This window comes from Pseudoalteromonas sp. SANK 73390 (assembly GCF_054966645.1).
In genome coordinates this window covers 1-16963 of the sequence record NZ_ARPN01000024.1, presented here as the reverse complement: position 1 = coordinate 16963, position 16963 = coordinate 1, and the positions used below count along the sequence as shown (strand labels likewise).

The window sequence follows — 16963 nt, the reverse complement described above, 5'->3', positions numbered from 1 at the left end:
TTGCCTATCAAGGTGCCATTGATTTCACCTGCTGTAATGCTTGAATCAGTCACCCCGCCACTTTGAGTTAGGTCTATTTGCTCAGGTAATCTTTCAACCGCAATTTGATCTGTGGTCGCGGCATCAACTAACAATCCAAATTCTTCTTGGGTGGGTATATCACCACGTTGAAAATAGCTTTTTATTTCAGCATTACGATCTGAAGTACTCATAATTTTCCTTTGTAATCTGTAGATAAATATTGGTATCAGCTAGGGATCAAATACCCATAAAAGCCGAATAAAAAATGACATGTTATTTAGCTGGGTTTATTATCAAGCTTGTTGTTCATTTCTTTGATAATAGGTAACTGAACAGGTTCAAATACTGGCATAGGCAAAGAAAGTGAGTAGATAAGTGTGGGTTTGGGCGTGCTACCCAGTGCTTGCCATACTTGACCTGTCACCTTTTCACTTTGCTCATTACCAAACAACTGACTGCGAACACCATATGGCGATATATCTATTTGCTGTGCTTGTAATAATTCATTGGGTAAAAAATCATAGCGACCCAGCCCTGCTATTAAGTAACTTAAAATCATATGCTCAATTTCAGCACTTTTTTCTTCATCCTTGCTCCAAACAGTCAACATATAAGTTAAAGAAATAAACTTCGGCTCAATAAAGCGCGTACGCTGCGTTTGCGTAAAGTTCATTTGTGTTCGAGGAGGCTCACTTTGCCGCCTTTGAATGTCTTCGGTTATGCCTATTAAATAACAATTTATGGCCGGGGTATTAGTGACTACTTTGTCAAAAAATGCTTTGTCAGGGGCTTGAAAGCTCAATGAAATTGCAGAGTTACTATTGGCTTGTACATCTGTGCTATCAAATACTAAAGCTTGCTCAGTAATAAAGGCTTTAAGTGCTTGCTGCACTTTAAATATCAGCGTGGGGTCCATATTTATCTCCATTGAGCCAATGCGTGAGAGACTGCTGGGCCATAAAGCCTGCATGTTGTTTAGAAAGCTCTCGATGTATTGCGTTTGCAATGTTATTACGACTAATTTGCGGCTTATTCAGCATCAAGCTTTGTAACAGAGCGACCTCGCAAATATTGATAATTTGCGCCGCACTGAGTTCAAAAAGCGTGGCCAGCTTTATAATACCTTGTTGCAAATTTGCATCCGCATTATTGTTTAAATGCCGAGTCCAAATTTGCACTCGCTCTTGCTCTGTTGGCAAGGTAAACTCAATCACACCATGAAAGCGCCTTAAAAAAGCCTCATCCAAATTGCTTTTAAAGTTAGTGCTGAGCAGTAATAATCCACTGTAATGCTCCATTCTTTGCAGTAGATAACTCACGCCCATGTTGGCATTTTTATCGTGACTTGACTCCACCTCACTACGTTTGGCAAAAATGGCGTCGGCTTCATCAAACATCAGCACTGCATTGTTACGCTCAGCTGAGTCGAATAATTTGGCGAGGTGCTTTTCGGTCTCACCAATCCATTTGCTGGCTATATTTGCCAGATTAACCATGTACAGCGGTAATTTTAGCTCTCCAGCAATCGCCTCTGCGGCCATCGATTTACCTGTTCCAGGTTTACCCCAAAACAGCGCTTTGCAGCCTTGATTAAAACGCGGTAATCGTGCTTGCAATGCAGTTTGTAAATTAATTCTCGCTATCAACTCTTTTAATTCAATCGCCACTTTGTCTTGTAGCATCATATCTTTTAAGGTGTACCGAGCCTGGCATAGCTTAGCCAGCTCATCGCAATGTTGGCTTTGTGCGTCAAAGCACAAGCTCTGTAGTATCTGCCAGTAGTCGTTAGCATTTTGCTGCTTGGCTTTATCGGCTAAACGCTTCATCAAAGGTAACTCAACGGGGTATTTAGCTGCTAACTGGTTGGCTTGGCTTTTATCTTGCTCTGTCATGTCATTATTGGGGCAAAGTGATAACCACGCCAAAGCTCGCTGCGTTAAACTTGGCTCAATAATTTGCTCTACATAAACATAATTAAAAAAAACGTCCAGTACCGGCTCCTTGGTATTTGTAACCAGCATTATAGCACCGCATGAAGATAACAATCGTTTGAGCTTTTTAAGCCATGGCGTAGGTAATGCCGCTAAGTTTGCCCAATATAACAGTAATGGTTTGCCACCACTGATTAACAGCAAACAGGCTATCTCAGCGATAATATGATTAGCATCAACATGCTCTAACTGTTCTCCTGAATACAAAGCTGCCATGCTATTGGTTTTTTCGGCACTTTGTTCAACGTACCATGGAGGAATATTGTCATCGGTGCCTTTTAATACCACCACACTGTGATCACTGGCTGTAATTGTTGGGTAGCCGCATACGTCAAATACTGGGTCTGTAAATGGTTTTACTAGAGTAAAATAGTTTAACCCTTCACTATTATTTTGACCCAACTGAAAATAGTGTTGTAAAAAAGGTGCAAGGTAAACACATCGCTGTAATGCTGGAACATCATTTTGTAGCAGCAGTAAACCCCATTCAAATAAAGGTGAATTGAGCTTAATTTGCTTCATTGTTTGTTGTTTATTGAGCGTCGCATCAACCAAAGTCAACAATTTATCTAGGCTCAACATAGGCCCTTGCTCAAACCAGCTTAGCCCTAAAAATGGTGCAATCACATCGGGGTCTTGCTCTTGTAAATAAACCAAAGCCAACATTTTAATTTCGCTTGATGAGAGTAAAAACAAGCGCTTAACTATCATAAAGCGCTCGCTAGAAACAAGCTCCCCAAGAGCATGTTGCAGCTGTGAAAATGGCTCAGATAAATCTGAATCTTGAGATTTTAACACGCAGGCAAACTCATAAAGCTTGCACGCTGCGTCGCGCTCCAGCATACTTTGTTGGCTATCTTTAATGGCCTCATTGCTAAACATAACTCAACCCTCAACCATTTTACGAGCGAGATCTTGAGCGCGCTGACCCACTTGCCTAGCCCACCGAGAATCAAGCATCTCATCAGCTGCTTTTTGATAATTTTGACGCTCTAATGCCGCTATCATATTTTTAAACTTACATAGCCCTGCTACACCTAAGTTAAAGGCCATATCAAGCAAAATTAGTTTTCTGGATTCGTTTATTATTGCAAATATAGCAACTCTACTATTTACTTGCGCAAGGGTCTCTGTGATATCGTTATTAAGCAAATAATGTGCTTCTTCTAACGAAATACCTTTATCTATTAAGTTGCGACCAATACCTATGGTAAGCTTGCCTTGAGTGCACTTGTAGGCTGTTAAAGATAACCCTTCATAACGAAGCAGCTGCTCTTTTAACTCTTGTAACCCTTGTTCTGTTACAGTCAGCATTATCAACCCTCCGTTACTGGCTTGAGTAATTCAATGGGTAATGTTAAAACCATACTTTGCTCTAACCCTTCTACCTCAACAGCCACTAACTTCTGGCTACGGCGCTCAACTAATGTGCCTTGATACCCTTTTAAGCTGCCACTAATAATCTCAATAGAAGCACCTTTGACTAAGCGTTTAGCAAGCACATCAACAATATGACCATGTAAGACACAGCGCTTTATTTTTTCGATTTCTTTGGGTGAAATAACCGCTGGAGCATTATTAAACTTAATATAGGATACAAATCCAGCAAATCGTTTTAACTGCTGAAACTCATTTCCATCAATATAAACAAACACATAAGATTTAAATAATGGTGTAGTAACGACTTTTACACGATCGCTCCACTGTTTCGTTTGCTCTATTGCTGGTAAAAATGCCTCACAGCCACTTTGTAGTTTATTTATCTGCTCTGCTAATTTTTTTTCGCAATTGGCTTTGGTGTAAACCACAAACCACTGTCTTTGATTAATCATTTGAATGCTCCAGACAAGCTCCGCCACATCGCTCCCATTTGGGGGATGTGGCGAGTTTCAATTAAATTGGGGCGCGATACACTTACGCCTTTGTTACATCGATAACGAGCTAGCGGGATATTTGTGAATGAATTTTATGAAAACTGCAGCGCACTAAGCTGCTTTCTTGCAAGCTGTACACGTTTGCGAGCATTTTCTGGTGTGATCTGTAGCTGTTCAGCGATCTCTGAGTATTCCATTTCATAAATAAATTTATACTGGATAGCCTGTTTAAGAGCAGTTGGAAGGCCATTAATCGCTTGTGTTAGTTGGTGATATAAATAACTACGCTCATAGTCACTTTCTAGTGTGCGAGAGTGGTTTTCAGTAAAATAAAATAGTGAAGGGTTAGTGCTGACTATACCAACTAAATCGCTTTCTTTGCTATTTGAACGATGAATATCCATACACACATTGTGTGCAATACGGCATAACCATGCGAACATATTCTCAATATTTGATATATTTTTACTATAAGCATTGAGTGCTTTTTCACGAGTTTGCGCCATTGCATCCTCAATTTTATCACTATCATTATGCAACCACTTATAACAGCACGATAACACTCGCTCATTATATTCAGCCCAAACTCCCCAAAACTCTACATGAGGATTGGTGCTACTTTGCGCACCTAAATAAGAATTCCTTGATACTAACATCATCTCTCCGCTTTAAATTGAATTTACGAAGCGATGACGTAGCAACTTTAATTATGTGAATTAAATTAACAAAATTAAAACCTAAAAATAACTTAAAGCAGCACTTTATGGCTACTTTATAAATTTACTAATGTTCACTATTCCTAGTTAAGAATGACCTTATTATTAATTCAGGTACGCTGTCTATTACAGTACATTACAGTAAACTATTTATACTAATTAGTTAGCCATTCTTAATTGCGACAACTCCATTTATCGAGAAAAATCATTGATTAGAATACGTTGCGTTGCAATATATATTTTTAATATCGAGGTGAGAAAAACGGGCGCTAAAAAGCGACTAGCAAGTAAATGCTTACTAGTCGAGAGTTTGAAATGTATTGTTATATTTTAGGATTAAGAAAGACCTAAACTGTGCTTAATTTGCTGCATCTGTTCTTGTAAGCGCGCTTGAATATCACACACTTGCTGACTTGAACTATTCACTTGAGCTTTCATTTGGTCCATTTCTTCACTGAAGTTATCTAACAAGCTACTTTGCTGTTGTGCAACTTCCATAGCATGAGAGGCGACTTGGTTCGCATTTTGCGCGCTTTGCGCAACCCCTTCAGAGTTTTTCTTTAACTCTTGTGCGTGATGGGTTTGTAGCTCAGCATCATCAGCCAATGCTGATATTTGGGTTGATACTTTACTTGAGTTATCTCCTAAAACATTAAGCTGAGTATTAATATCTGCCAGTGAATCTTGCGTTTGTTGGGCAAGTTTACGCACTTCATCAGCAACCACAGCAAACCCACGGCCATGCTCACCTGCACGCGCCGATTCTATGGCCGCATTAAGCGCTAATAAGTTGGTTTGCTCTGCGATAGTACGGATGATCTCAATCACTTTGCCCACATCAGCAACACCATTAAGTAATTCATTTAAGCTTGCAAGCCCCTCTTCCACGCGGCGTTGGTTCTTGGAACTGGCGTTTAACATCGCATCGGCAAAGTTGACACTTTGACTCATTGCACTAAATGTTTGATTAGCATTGTTAGATACTTGGCTATTAATGTCGCTGGCTTCAGTACCTAGGTTTTTAACTTGCTCTAGCATCTTTTGTGTTTGTTCAACACGCGCATAAGTAGTATCTGATTGACTGCCAATTTTAGCAAGGTGAACACTCATTTGTTGCATAAAATCATTGATCACCTTAAGCATTTGTTCACGCTCTTGGGCTTCAATGCGTTGCCTTTCAATCAACTGATTAAAGTAAGTAGCAATTTCACCAAGTTCTGTATTGGGGTTTTTACTTTGAATATTTTTTAAATCGTTGCTTTCAATTAAATACGCAAACCCATCACGCAGATGACGCAAGGGCTGCAGCACTTGATTGCGCATAACAAAATACATAGCCGCAGCGAGTAAAAATAATATGCCGATAGCAATGCCAAAAATAATTAGTACGCGCTCAGAAAGTGTATCTTGCTGGGCTTTAAGTTGCTGCTCAGCATTAAGCATCACTTCAGATACTTCTTTAATATCGGCACGTAAATTACGAATGCCAGACTGGCGTTTTTTAGCTTGTGTGAGTGTAGCACGCAAATCTCGCTCAAAGCGATTTGGCCAACTGCCTAACTCCGCTTTTATTTCCTCTGCTAAGTCTTCGGCTTCAGCACCAAAAAATAACTCATCTTCATCTACCTCAGACATCACGCCTAAATTGTTTAAATCATCAATTTGGTTAGATAACTGCTGTAAGCGAAATACACTTTGCTGAAGGTTTTTTTCTGTCGCGCTATCAAAGCTCATTACTAGCTGATAAGTATAAATACTGAGGTTGCTTACTTGTGCATAGTAGTCAGAGGCCAATTCAATATATTGCGGTGCAAGTTGGTGATCTGAGGCTTTTAAAGTGTAATTAACAAGCGATGAAGCGGAGCCTGACATTTGCCTGAGAGCATTATCCAACAAGGCCATTTCGTTACCCGATAACTTGCCCAATGCTCGATATTTACCATTTATATCACTATCGAGTTGATCGAGTTGCATTTGCATACGCTCACTCAGCGTACTGGGCAATGCTATTAAATGTTGCTGTTTAATTTTTTTAATCAGCTCTGAAGACTGATTAAGGTACTGCCCATCTCCCGTACCGAGATAATCTTCAATACTGCCTTCAAGGTCAATTAAAATGGTATTTTTAAGCTGAGTGTATGCCATATTTTGGCTATCAAGGGCACTTAACACTTGAGAGGCCCACACAAGTACGGCGGCTAAAAAAACACTGGCTGATGCCAATAAAATTGCCAATAACCGAGTAAACGATGAAACACGCATAAGCACAACCCTATAATATTTAAGCGCGCATAGAGTATTAACCTTTTATGACAATTTAATGTAATTTACCCATAATAAGAACGTACAACTTTAAAACCATACTTTAAGCGTATATTATTCATCCGCCAAACATCTAAACGGCTATTTCATTGCTGCTTTAACATACACATCGAATCGATTTTTCTTGGTTGTTATCTGCATGCTTGGTGCTTTATTGTTTAAAAAAGGTGCATAGTCAGGTCGTTTAACAACAGCCCGTTTACTGGCTAATTGATAAGCAAAATCAAGTAAATTATCAGCGTCATTATCAGCACCAACCAAATCTTGAAAAACACGCATCTCTTTTTTTACTAAGGCTGACTTTTCTCGGTGAGGAAACATAGGGTCAAGATAAACAACATCAGGTTGTAATGTCGTATTGGTGAGCAAGTCATGGCTTGAGCCAAACTCCATTTGCATATTGTTTTGCATCCAATCGCCAATTTCAGCATCTTGATAAGCACGTTGCAGGCCATCATATAATAAAGCGGCCACCACAGGGTGACGCTCATGCAATGTAACTTTGCAACCCAGCGCAGCCAGTACAAATGCATCTCGACCAAGTCCAGCTGTCGCGTCAAGCACGTGAGGGGTCGCGCCTTTATTTAACCCAACAGCTTTTGCTATTGCTTGCCCTTTTCCTCCGCCAAATTTACGCCTATGCGCAGCAGCACCCGTTACAAAATCAACCAATACAGCACCTAATTTAGGTTCATCCGCTTTGACTAATTGCAATCCAAGTTCATTATAAATAAGTTTAAAGGTAGGGTGAGTCAGGTTATTAGACTGTGATGCCCAGTGTGCTAGCGCAAAGCGCTGCTCTAGCTCGTCTAAATAAGGACGGTTTTCAACAAATTGGGTATGAATAAGCACTGCAAAACTCCTGTGTCCATGCCCAGCTATTATACCTAAAGCACACCATGCTAAATAGCTTTCTATGGCATAAAGTTTTCCAGCGTCAATTCAATCTTAAAACAACTCTATATCGGTTTGAGAAGCCACTTCATCCTCTCCCCACGGTTTAGCAATTTTATTTAAGCTTTCAATTAACTCAAAGCGTACCACCGTGATGCCATTTAACTTTTCTTTAATTACCGTCAGTTCGCCATCTAAAAACTCAAAGTGCCCATGCAACTTCTCAATTTGGGCCGCTTGTTCAGGACTTAGCTGGCTTTTCATTTTATCTGACAGCGCTAAAAACTCAGCTACTTTAAGTGCATGCTGCTCATCAACACTATGTAATTGCTCACTTAATTCTTCAAACGCTAAACCAATTTTTTCTACTTTATTGAGTGCATCTTCACTCACTTCCATATCTTTAATTTTGGCATTGGTGGCTTCTAATATGTGCGGTAGTAAATCTTTATAACGGCCATATAGTCCAGGGTCATCAATTGGCATATTTTTTACCAACAACGATACTTTGGGGTAATTAATAATGGTGCGCTGACCAAAATCAACAAACCGATTGCTGTCTCGGTGCTTTTCTAATAACTCCTGCTCAATAGGTTGAATTGTGCCATTATGAGAAAAAAACACCTCGCTATCGTGATACCAAAACACCACTGCCACACTTAAATTCAACGGTACAAAAAATTCAAAAAAATATTCGCTCAACGAGGTTAAGTCATGTGCGTGGTATGATTGACCAACATAGCGCATAATTCGGCCCATATCACCTGAGTCTGTCATCGCAATTTCAGCGGTCACTTGAGCCCGCTCCATATCTTGCTTTAGTTGCTGTGATTGCTGGCGATAGGTATCGAGCACTTCAATACGCGCAAGCAGTTCAGGGCTTTCAAAGGGTTTAACTATATAATCTGCCGCCCCTGAATTATAACCACGCATTCGCTCACAGAGGCTACCTTTAGAAGATAGAAACATCACCGGTATATTTGCCGTTTGCTCAATCGTCTTCATTTTCTCACACACTTCAAAGCCATTCATACCCGGCATTTCTACATCAAGCAAGATAATATCTGGCTGGTACTTTTGTGCTAAACGTATTCCTTCTTCCCCACTTTTTGCATGAAGTAATCGACATGACGACGCCAAAGCTTCTTCAATTATGCAGTGTGCTAACTTGTCATCGTCAATTGCCAATACTAATTTGCTCATATAGCTACCCTAATTCACCTTATCCTTTTAAAAAGCATAGACCTAGATAGTGAATTTGCGAACGTCTAGACAACAAAGGCACTGAATAAGTGCCCTTGGAAATATTTACGCTCAGATAAATAGCTAAACGGCGGCGTTAATGCCGCTATGCCTTAGCAATGCATCTACTTTTGGCTCTCGGCCTCTAAAGCGAGTAAACAACACCATAGGTGCTTCTGAGCCACCTTTTTCAAGGATATTTTCCATAAATGCTCGACCTGTTTGCTCATTAAAAATACCGTCTTCTTCAAATTTAGAAAACGCATCTGCTGATAAAACCTCAGCCCATTTATACGAGTAATAACCCGCGCAGTAACCACCAGCAAAAATATGACTAAAGCTATGCTGAAAACGATTAAATTTTGGCGCTTGAATAACCGCAGTTTTTTCCCGAACAGCATCTAAGGTTGATTGGATACTGCACCCTTCATCACCTTGGTAATCGGCATGGATATGGAAATCAAACAAACTGAACTCAATTTGACGTAACATTTGCATAGCTGATTGGTAGTTTTTGGCCGCCAGCAATTTATCTAATAACGCTTTAGGCAATGGTTCACCTGTTTCATAGTGACCTGAGATAAAGCCAAGCGCTTCTTCTTCATAGCACCAGTTTTCTAAAAATTGACTTGGTAGCTCAACGGCATCCCACGCAACACCACTAATACCGGCCACCGGTGCCGCATCCACCTGCGTCAGCATATGGTGAATACCATGGCCAAATTCATGAAATAATATGGTGACCTCATCGTGCGTAAACAAAGCAGGCTTATCACCCACCGCTTTATTGAAGTTACATACCAAATAAGCTACTGGTATTTGTAATTGACCATTAGCGCGAACCTTACGACCCATACAGTCATCCATCCAAGCGCCACCACGCTTGTTTTCACGTGCGTATAAATCTAAATAAAACTGACCTCTGAGCTCACCTTTTTGATCATGAATTGCAAAAAATCGAACATCAGCATGATAAGTATCAAAGTCTTTTAATTCTGTAACCGAGATACCAAACAGGCGTTCAACCGTTTTAAATAAACCAGTGAGTACTGTGTTTGCAGGGAAATAAGGCCGTAGTTGTTCATCCGAAATAGCATACTTTGCTTGCTTGAGTTTTTCGCCATAATAACCGTAATCCCAAGCTTCTAACGCATCAATGCCATGCTGTTGTTTAGCAAACTCAACTAATTCAGCAAGTTCAGCTTGCGCTTGTGGCTTTGATTTTTCAGCTAAATCATTTAAAAACGTAAATACTTGTTCTGGCGACTCTGCCATTTTAGTAGCCAATGATTTATGCGCGTAACTATCAAAACCAAGTAACTGAGCTAATTCATGACGCAGTGCCAGCACCTCGGTCATTATTTGAGAGTTATCAAATTCATTAGCATTAGGACCTTGATCTGACGCTCTGGTCACAAACGCACGATACGCTTCTTCACGTAGCTGGCGATTATCTGCATAAGTCATAATGGGCAAGTACGATGGGTGATCTAATGTGAATACCCAACCATCGAGTTCTTTTGTTTGTGCAGTATGCTGCGCCAGTGCCAATGCGGATTCAGGTAAGCCAGTTAATAACGATTCATCTGTAATGTGCTTTTGCCACGCTTGAGTGGCATCCATCACATTATTACCAAATTTAGCCGAAAGCTCAGATAAACGCGCAGTGATCTCGCCATAACGTTTTTGTTTGTCTTGGCTTAATGCTATGCCCGACAAAGCAAAGTCACGTAGCTCATTCTCTATGGTTGTTTGCTGCGCGGTCGTTAGTTGAGCAAACTCATCCGATTCTTTTATCGATTTATAAGCTTCATATAAACCTTGATGCTGACCAACATACGTAGAGTATTCAGACATAAGAGGTAAGCATTCATCATACGCCTTGCGTAACGCTTCACTATTTACAACTGAGTGCATATGAGAAACAGGCGAGAACATTCTTGATAATTTATCGTCCGCTTCTTCAAGCGGTAGCACCAAGTTTTGCCAAGTGAACGACTTATTATTAAGTACTTCATCAATGGTTTCACGACAATGCGCAATAGCTTCTTTTAATGCTGGCACAATATGCTGTGGTTGAATTGCAGAAAACGGTGGTAGGCCTTCTAGCCCAATTAATGGGTTGCTCATAGTTTTTCTCTATATCGTTATTTAGGCTTATTGAGTTGAAATTGGGGCAAACGCCGCAATTACAAGTTAGACTGTTATTTTTTCCTACGTATCATGGTCTACATGTGCAAGCGTAGTATATTTTTCAAGAATTAAGAGGAAGTTATGGCTCAACATTTTGATTATATTGCCATTGGTGGCGGTAGTGGCGGAATTGCATCCGCAAATAGAGCAGCCATGCGTGGTGCTAAAGTTGCTTTAATTGAAGCAAAACATATGGGCGGCACCTGCGTAAATGTTGGGTGTGTACCTAAAAAAGTAATGTGGCATGGCGCACAAGTTGCTGAAGCAATTAAACTATATGCCCCAGATTATGGTTTTGATGTTGAGCTCAAAAACTTTGACTGGGCAAAATTGGTTGAAAGCCGCGAAGCCTATATAGGTCGTATTCATAAGGGCTATGATAGTTACCTTGCCAAAAATGGCGTAACCGTAATCAGCGGCTTTGCTAAATTTGTTGATAACCACACCATAGAAGTAAATGGTGAGCATCACACCGCAGATCATATTAGTATTGCCGTAGGTGGACGTCCGTCTATTCCTAATATTCCAGGTGCTGAATATGGCATAGACTCAAATGGCTTTTTTGAGCTTAGGCAACAACCACGCCGTGTGGCTGTGATTGGTGCAGGTTATATTGCGGTAGAACTTGCAGGAGTGCTCAACAGCCTAGGTACTGAAACCCACTTGTTTGTTCGTAAACATGCCCCACTTCGCAGTTTTGACCCTATCGTGGTTGAAACACTTACTGAAGTAATGGAAAAAGAAGGCCCAACTCTGCATACACATGCAGTACCAAAAGAGTTAATCAAAGAAGAAGATGGCTCAGTCACATTACATTTAGAAAATGGCCAAACACACACCGTTGATCAAGTTATTTGGGCCATCGGTCGAGAGCCAGTAACTGACTTAATAAATCTAGCGGCAACTGATGTGCAAACCAACGAACGCGGCTTTATTAAAGTGGATGAATACCAAAATACCTCAGTAAAGGGCATTTATGCCCTTGGTGACATTATGGAAGGCGGTATTGAGCTTACCCCAGTTGCCGTTAAAGCTGGCCGCATGCTTGCTGAGCGCTTATTTAACCCAGAACTACCCGATGCTAAAATGGATTACAACTTAGTGCCTACCGTGGTATTTAGTCACCCCCCCATTGGCACCATTGGACTGACAGAGCAACAAGCCATTGAGCAATATGGTGAAGATAATATTAAGGTATACACCTCAAGCTTTGCCGCTATGTACACCGCCGTTACTCAACACCGCCAACCATGCAAAATGAAGTTAGTGTGTGCTGGCACTGACGAAAAAGTGATAGGCCTACACGGCATCGGCTTTGCCGTTGATGAAATGATCCAAGGCTTTGCCGTTGCGATGAAAATGGGCGCAACCAAAGCTGACTTTGACTCCGTTGTAGCGATTCACCCAACTGGGTCTGAAGAGTTTGTTACTATGAGGTAGGGCTCTGATTTAAAAATTAAAATCATAACGCGAGTATCAAAACACTCGCGTTTTTTTATCGAATTAGCAGCCAGCTTCTTTAGGTCGGATAAGTGACTAAGCCACGCCATGCGACATTTATAAACACCACCGCAAGCAATAACACCCTAACTTTCCAATGCCTTTAAAATTAAGGTAGGTAATATAAATACCAACAAAAGACCGAAGGTTTTATAATTCGCTCAAATAACATTTCTGAGTGTTCCAATACTAATTTTTCTTTCAAAAAAAGAAGCCTGCCAAGAAGTATTCCAAATAACCTATGTGGGGAGTGTTGATGTATAAATTTGAAAAATTAAATATTTAAAGGCATACAGGTAAAGTTTCTCCATACTTGCATTCAATCGATACTCGAACATTCAGCCCAACCTCAGCGGTTAGAATCAGTGCTAAAAATAACTGAGGTTGGGCAAAAGTTAGGTTATTTGAACAATTCAACCTCTCCAATACCAACACCAACAGTCGTGCTCTCGTTCGCAGCAACAAAGTCAAACTTGTAGTCGATGTAACTACCGCGTTTATCTGCGTCGATAATGTAGTCAATAGACATTTGACCACATGCTACTTTGTTGAAGTTTTCAAACTGATCCGTATCCACCGTATCAATCACCTGCCAGTTATTACCATCGTTGCTGGCAGACAAAGTCCAAGTCCCAGGGGTATAACCTTTTGTTTTACAGTAAGCACGCGATAACCGATAGCTTTTCAAAACTGTAGGCACTTCGGTGCTAAAACGTAACCAAGGGTAAACTTCAGTATGCTTAGAGAACCAAGAAACCTCATTTGTACCAGTCTCTCCATCAAAGGCAGCGCTGGCAGGGTGGCCTGAGTCATATATTGTACTGGCAACAGCACTGCTAATATTTACACCAACGGCTATGGTACCTGGGCCATCAGATACAGGTGGTTGTCCAATATTTAACGAAAAATCTCCTGAGCCGCCAGTATTGTTATACCAAGTTCCTTGGTATGCGCCATCGCCAATATGCTGGCCTCTGTAGGCATAGGTCGCATCACCTCGAAACTGGGTGAAAGTAATAATAGGCGTAGAATATGTCACTGTATCAACCGTGCCAGACAAAATGTTGCCAGTTATAGTGGCACTAGACGGTTCGGTTTGGCTGCTAAGAACAAAATGCCCTTGATGAATTCGAGCATCGAACGATTCTAAATTACCAACAACTTCACCGTTAAGTTGCCAGTCAGAAGTCAAAGACCAAACTTCATCAGCAGCAAACGCGTTAGCGGTTAGAAAAAGACTGGAGCAAAGTGTAGCTAGTTTAATAGCTTTGTTCATTATGTGTTTCCTTAAGCTTCGTCAATAAATAATGGGAAAATGACAAGATACCTCCGTTTCCAAAATGGAGGCAATGCATGAAAACATAAAAAAGCGTTATTGGTCAATAAAAGTGAATAAAAGTGAATAAAAGTCAAAAATATAGCTCTAAGGCACACTCACCTTCTAGGTATGAGTTATGTTAAAATCACAACCCACAGCACGCATTCGGGATATTTATTCAACACCTTATAGTCACTCACATAAAGTAACCATTCAACTAAACCTCGAAGGTGCAGCACCTGACAACCTAACTACTCAACTAACTGCTGAAAAGGTGAATACACCCTAAGCAAACTTAGACTTTCTATTTGCTAACAGCTGTGTTTTTGCTGCTTTTGATACCAGTGCTCGAAATTTAGGACAATCTAATTGATTTTTCTCTGGGCATTTAGCTACATGTCTAAGGCCATCGCGCATTGCTTCAAATTGCTTGATTTTTTTATCTAATAAATCAGCTTGTTCAATTAATTGCGAACGGTCTATAGTCACCTTTCCACTGGATGAGAACATGTTTGCTATTTCATCTAATGTAAAGCCTGCATATCGCGCAAGCGCGACTAAAGCCAATTGCTCAATCACTTTTGCATGAAACACCCGGGTTATGCCCTTTCTACCTATCGAACGAATAAGGCCTAACTCTTCGTAATAGCGAATTGTTGAAGACGGCAACCCTGTTTGCTTAGCAACTTGCCTAATGGTTATCTCTAATTTGTCACTCATCTATTGACCTCAAGCCGGCTTGAAGATTTAACATTGCTTCTATGTTAGCAACCTTCATCGTTGAATACATAGGTATCTATGCAAAATAGTCATCAACATATCGGCACGATAAGCGATAAAAAACAACTCAAAGATAAGGGAATACATACACTGTGTATCTCAACTTTAATGTGCTCACTTGCACTTAGTAGCGTTAATATTGCCCTACCAGAGCTTGCTTATAGCTTGCAGACTAATTTTTTAGATGTGCAATGGGTCATCATTGCTTTTATGTTTTCACTCACTTGCACACTTGTTATCGCAGGTTCACTAAGTGATATATATGGCCGTAAAAAGTTATTTTTAATTGGTATATTAATTTTTACTGTTGCGTGCAGCGTCACCCCTTTAGTACAAAGTTTGTGGGCATTGGTGGTTATACGTTTAGGCCAAGGCATTGGCAGCGGTATATTATTGACAAGCTCTATGGCACTTGCTGCAGATATAGTAAGCAAAAATAAGCTCAGCTCTATCATAGCATTACTCGCCAGTATGTCTGCAGTTGGTACAGGACTTGGTCCTATTATGGGCGGGGTTATTATTGAATATGCCGGTTGGCAGCCAGTTTTTCTTGCCAATATTCCTTTAGGGATTGGTTTGTATATCTATGCCTCTAAATATCTACCTTCAAATGTGCCTAAGGCAAAAAAACACTTTAGTGACTTTGCTGGAGCCTGTTTAATGTTAATTACCCTGCTGACCTATACCTTGGCTATCACATTAACAAGCCAAGGGTTTAACTTACTGAATTATCTACTTTTAATCATATCTTTTGTGACATTACAATTGTTTTTATTACACCAAAAACGTTCTTATACTGCCATGATCAATGTAGCTTTAATCAATACTCCGTCGTTTTTACTGTGCATGTTTAGTAGCTTTATTGTTTCAATTTTTGTTATGGCTTCATTAGTTATTGGCCCATTTTATTTGATTTACACACTCAATTTAAGCGCAGCAACCGCAGGTCTTGTCATGGCAGTTAGCCCATTGGTAGTCGCTAGCATGTCATTTATACTTAGTCAGTCATTTGTTTATTTATCACTAAGAGCACGCGTGCTGAGTGGTTTGTCCATCTTATTGCTTGGTGCCTTATGTATGGCTCACCTAAAGGTAGAGTATGGCGTTGTTGGTTACATTCTTTGTTTAACTGTCACAGCATTAGGTTATGCACTATTTTTATCTGCCAACAACACTCTCGCCATGCAACACGCAAATAGTAAAAACCGTGGTGCAGCATCTGGCACTCTCAATCTTGCTAGAAACTTGGGCTTGCTCAGTGGAACATCAATTATGAGTCGCTTATTTACAGTAGAGTCTCAGGAAGTCAACCTTTATACAACTCAGTATCAAACTATTGAAGCAAGCTTACACATAACTTACCTAGTCGGTGCAGCATTACTGCTCATGGTGATTATTGTTCAACTTAAGTACCTATTTAATAAAAAAAGCCACTCCCTTTAATTCACCTACAAGGCTATCAAAATGAAACCTAATACACTTAATAAATTTATCACTGCTACTAGAGCTAATTGGCAAGGTTTAACCAGTACCAATATACTCAACTGTAAAGCACAGCTTGAAGAGTTAGCCCGTACACCAAGCTCTGAGCCTTGGTTAGCGCAACTGCATACCAACAAGCAATCGAGTACTGAGCTATACCGCGATCCAGAACATGGCTTTATCTTACTTGCCCACATAGAGCCAAAACACACATACCGCCCACCCCACAATCATGGCGCCGGCTGGGTACTTTATGCCGTTCAACATGGTGCAATGGACATTTCAACTTATAGTCAAGTAACCGATTGCAACGGGCAAACGCAACTTGTATCAAGAGGTGCAACTACATTAAGTTCAGGGCAGTGTCATGTTTACTTACCCAAAGATATTCACGATACAAAATCTACAACTGACTATGTATTGATGTTTCGTCTCACTAGTACCGATATACAAACTGAAAAACGAGAAGGTCGTTTAATACAATTTGATATTTCTAGCTAGAGATAATGATAACCGCCATGCATTGTTCTATCGATTAACCAAAGGGGTTGAGGCCAATTTAAATAAATAAGAGTTCGTTATAATCGCCCCTTACTCGCTCTTAATTGAAAATAAAAACCATACTCTGCC

Annotated in this window: 16 protein-coding genes; 4 read left to right on the top strand and 12 right to left on the bottom strand. The window is 40.3% G+C overall.

Annotation, left to right across the window (positions count from 1 at the left end; all coding sequences use genetic code 11):
* The 10 genes from SANK73390_RS02160 to prlC form a co-directional block, all read right to left on the bottom strand.
* The coding region (locus tag SANK73390_RS02160; RefSeq protein WP_462762975.1) for a hypothetical protein at positions 1-212 on the bottom strand (212 nt) is incomplete at its 3' end.
* A gap of 86 nt (positions 213-298) precedes the next feature.
* Positions 299-937, bottom strand: a complete 639-nt coding sequence (locus SANK73390_RS02155) for a Pvc16 family protein (protein WP_462762973.1) — start codon at positions 935-937, stop codon at positions 299-301.
* Positions 915-2894: an ATP-binding protein gene (locus SANK73390_RS02150; protein WP_462762971.1), complete on the bottom strand. Its 1980-nt coding sequence runs from the start codon at positions 2892-2894 to the stop codon at positions 915-917. The genes SANK73390_RS02155 and SANK73390_RS02150 overlap by 23 nt, the downstream gene beginning before the upstream one ends.
* Positions 2895-2897: 3 nt before the next feature.
* Positions 2898-3326, bottom strand: a complete 429-nt coding sequence (locus tag SANK73390_RS02145) for a glycoside hydrolase family protein (protein ID WP_462762968.1) — start codon at positions 3324-3326, stop codon at positions 2898-2900.
* Between the two features lie 2 nt (positions 3327-3328).
* Complete coding sequence (locus SANK73390_RS02140) at positions 3329-3844, bottom strand: UpxY family transcription antiterminator (RefSeq protein ID WP_462762966.1); 516 nt, start codon at positions 3842-3844, stop codon at positions 3329-3331.
* 134 nt (positions 3845-3978) lie between these two features.
* Positions 3979-4542 carry an RNA polymerase sigma factor gene (locus SANK73390_RS02135; RefSeq protein ID WP_462762964.1) on the bottom strand — a complete coding sequence of 188 codons (564 nt, stop codon included), beginning with the start codon at positions 4540-4542 and terminating at the stop codon, positions 3979-3981.
* 396 nt (positions 4543-4938) lie between these two features.
* Positions 4939-6864, bottom strand: coding sequence for a methyl-accepting chemotaxis protein (locus SANK73390_RS02130; RefSeq protein ID WP_462762962.1), 1926 nt, complete (start codon positions 6862-6864; stop codon positions 4939-4941).
* A 141-nt stretch (positions 6865-7005) separates the two neighbouring features.
* Positions 7006-7776: a class I SAM-dependent methyltransferase gene (locus tag SANK73390_RS02125; protein WP_462762959.1), complete on the bottom strand. Its 771-nt coding sequence runs from the start codon at positions 7774-7776 to the stop codon at positions 7006-7008.
* A gap of 96 nt (positions 7777-7872) precedes the next feature.
* Positions 7873-9021: a response regulator gene (locus SANK73390_RS02120; protein WP_462762956.1), complete on the bottom strand. Its 1149-nt coding sequence runs from the start codon at positions 9019-9021 to the stop codon at positions 7873-7875.
* A 123-nt stretch (positions 9022-9144) separates the two neighbouring features.
* Positions 9145-11190: an oligopeptidase A gene (prlC, locus tag SANK73390_RS02115; RefSeq protein ID WP_462762953.1), complete on the bottom strand. Its 2046-nt coding sequence runs from the start codon at positions 11188-11190 to the stop codon at positions 9145-9147.
* Positions 11191-11334: 144 nt separating this feature from the next.
* Between prlC and gorA the strand changes: the two genes are divergently transcribed.
* On the top strand, positions 11335-12693 hold the full coding sequence (gene gorA / locus SANK73390_RS02110) for a glutathione-disulfide reductase (protein WP_462762950.1): 1359 nt from the start codon (positions 11335-11337) through the stop codon (positions 12691-12693).
* A gap of 460 nt (positions 12694-13153) precedes the next feature.
* On the opposite strand, the gene SANK73390_RS02105 is transcribed toward gorA, so the two are convergent.
* On the bottom strand, positions 13154-14029 hold the full coding sequence (locus tag SANK73390_RS02105) for a discoidin domain-containing protein (protein ID WP_462762948.1): 876 nt from the start codon (positions 14027-14029) through the stop codon (positions 13154-13156).
* 178 nt (positions 14030-14207) lie between these two features.
* On the opposite strand from SANK73390_RS02105, the gene SANK73390_RS02100 reads away from it, so the two are divergent.
* Positions 14208-14360 (top strand): hypothetical protein, encoded by a 153-nt coding sequence (locus SANK73390_RS02100; RefSeq protein ID WP_462762945.1) that lies wholly within the window; start codon positions 14208-14210, stop codon positions 14358-14360.
* On the opposite strand, the gene SANK73390_RS02095 is transcribed toward SANK73390_RS02100, so the two are convergent.
* The gene (locus SANK73390_RS02095; RefSeq protein WP_462762943.1) at positions 14357-14791 is read right to left on the bottom strand and encodes a helix-turn-helix domain-containing protein; all 435 of its coding nucleotides are present in this window, start codon (positions 14789-14791) and stop codon (positions 14357-14359) included. The genes SANK73390_RS02100 and SANK73390_RS02095 overlap by 4 nt on opposite strands.
* 78 nt (positions 14792-14869) lie before the next feature.
* Here SANK73390_RS02095 and SANK73390_RS02090 point away from each other — a divergent pair, with 78 nt between their 5' ends.
* Both SANK73390_RS02090 and SANK73390_RS02085 read left to right on the top strand, forming a co-directional pair.
* Positions 14870-16294: an MFS transporter gene (locus tag SANK73390_RS02090; RefSeq protein WP_462762941.1), complete on the top strand. Its 1425-nt coding sequence runs from the start codon at positions 14870-14872 to the stop codon at positions 16292-16294.
* Between the two features lie 21 nt (positions 16295-16315).
* Positions 16316-16834, top strand: a complete 519-nt coding sequence (locus tag SANK73390_RS02085) for a hypothetical protein (RefSeq protein ID WP_462762939.1) — start codon at positions 16316-16318, stop codon at positions 16832-16834.
* Positions 16835-16963: the final 129 nt, after the last annotated feature.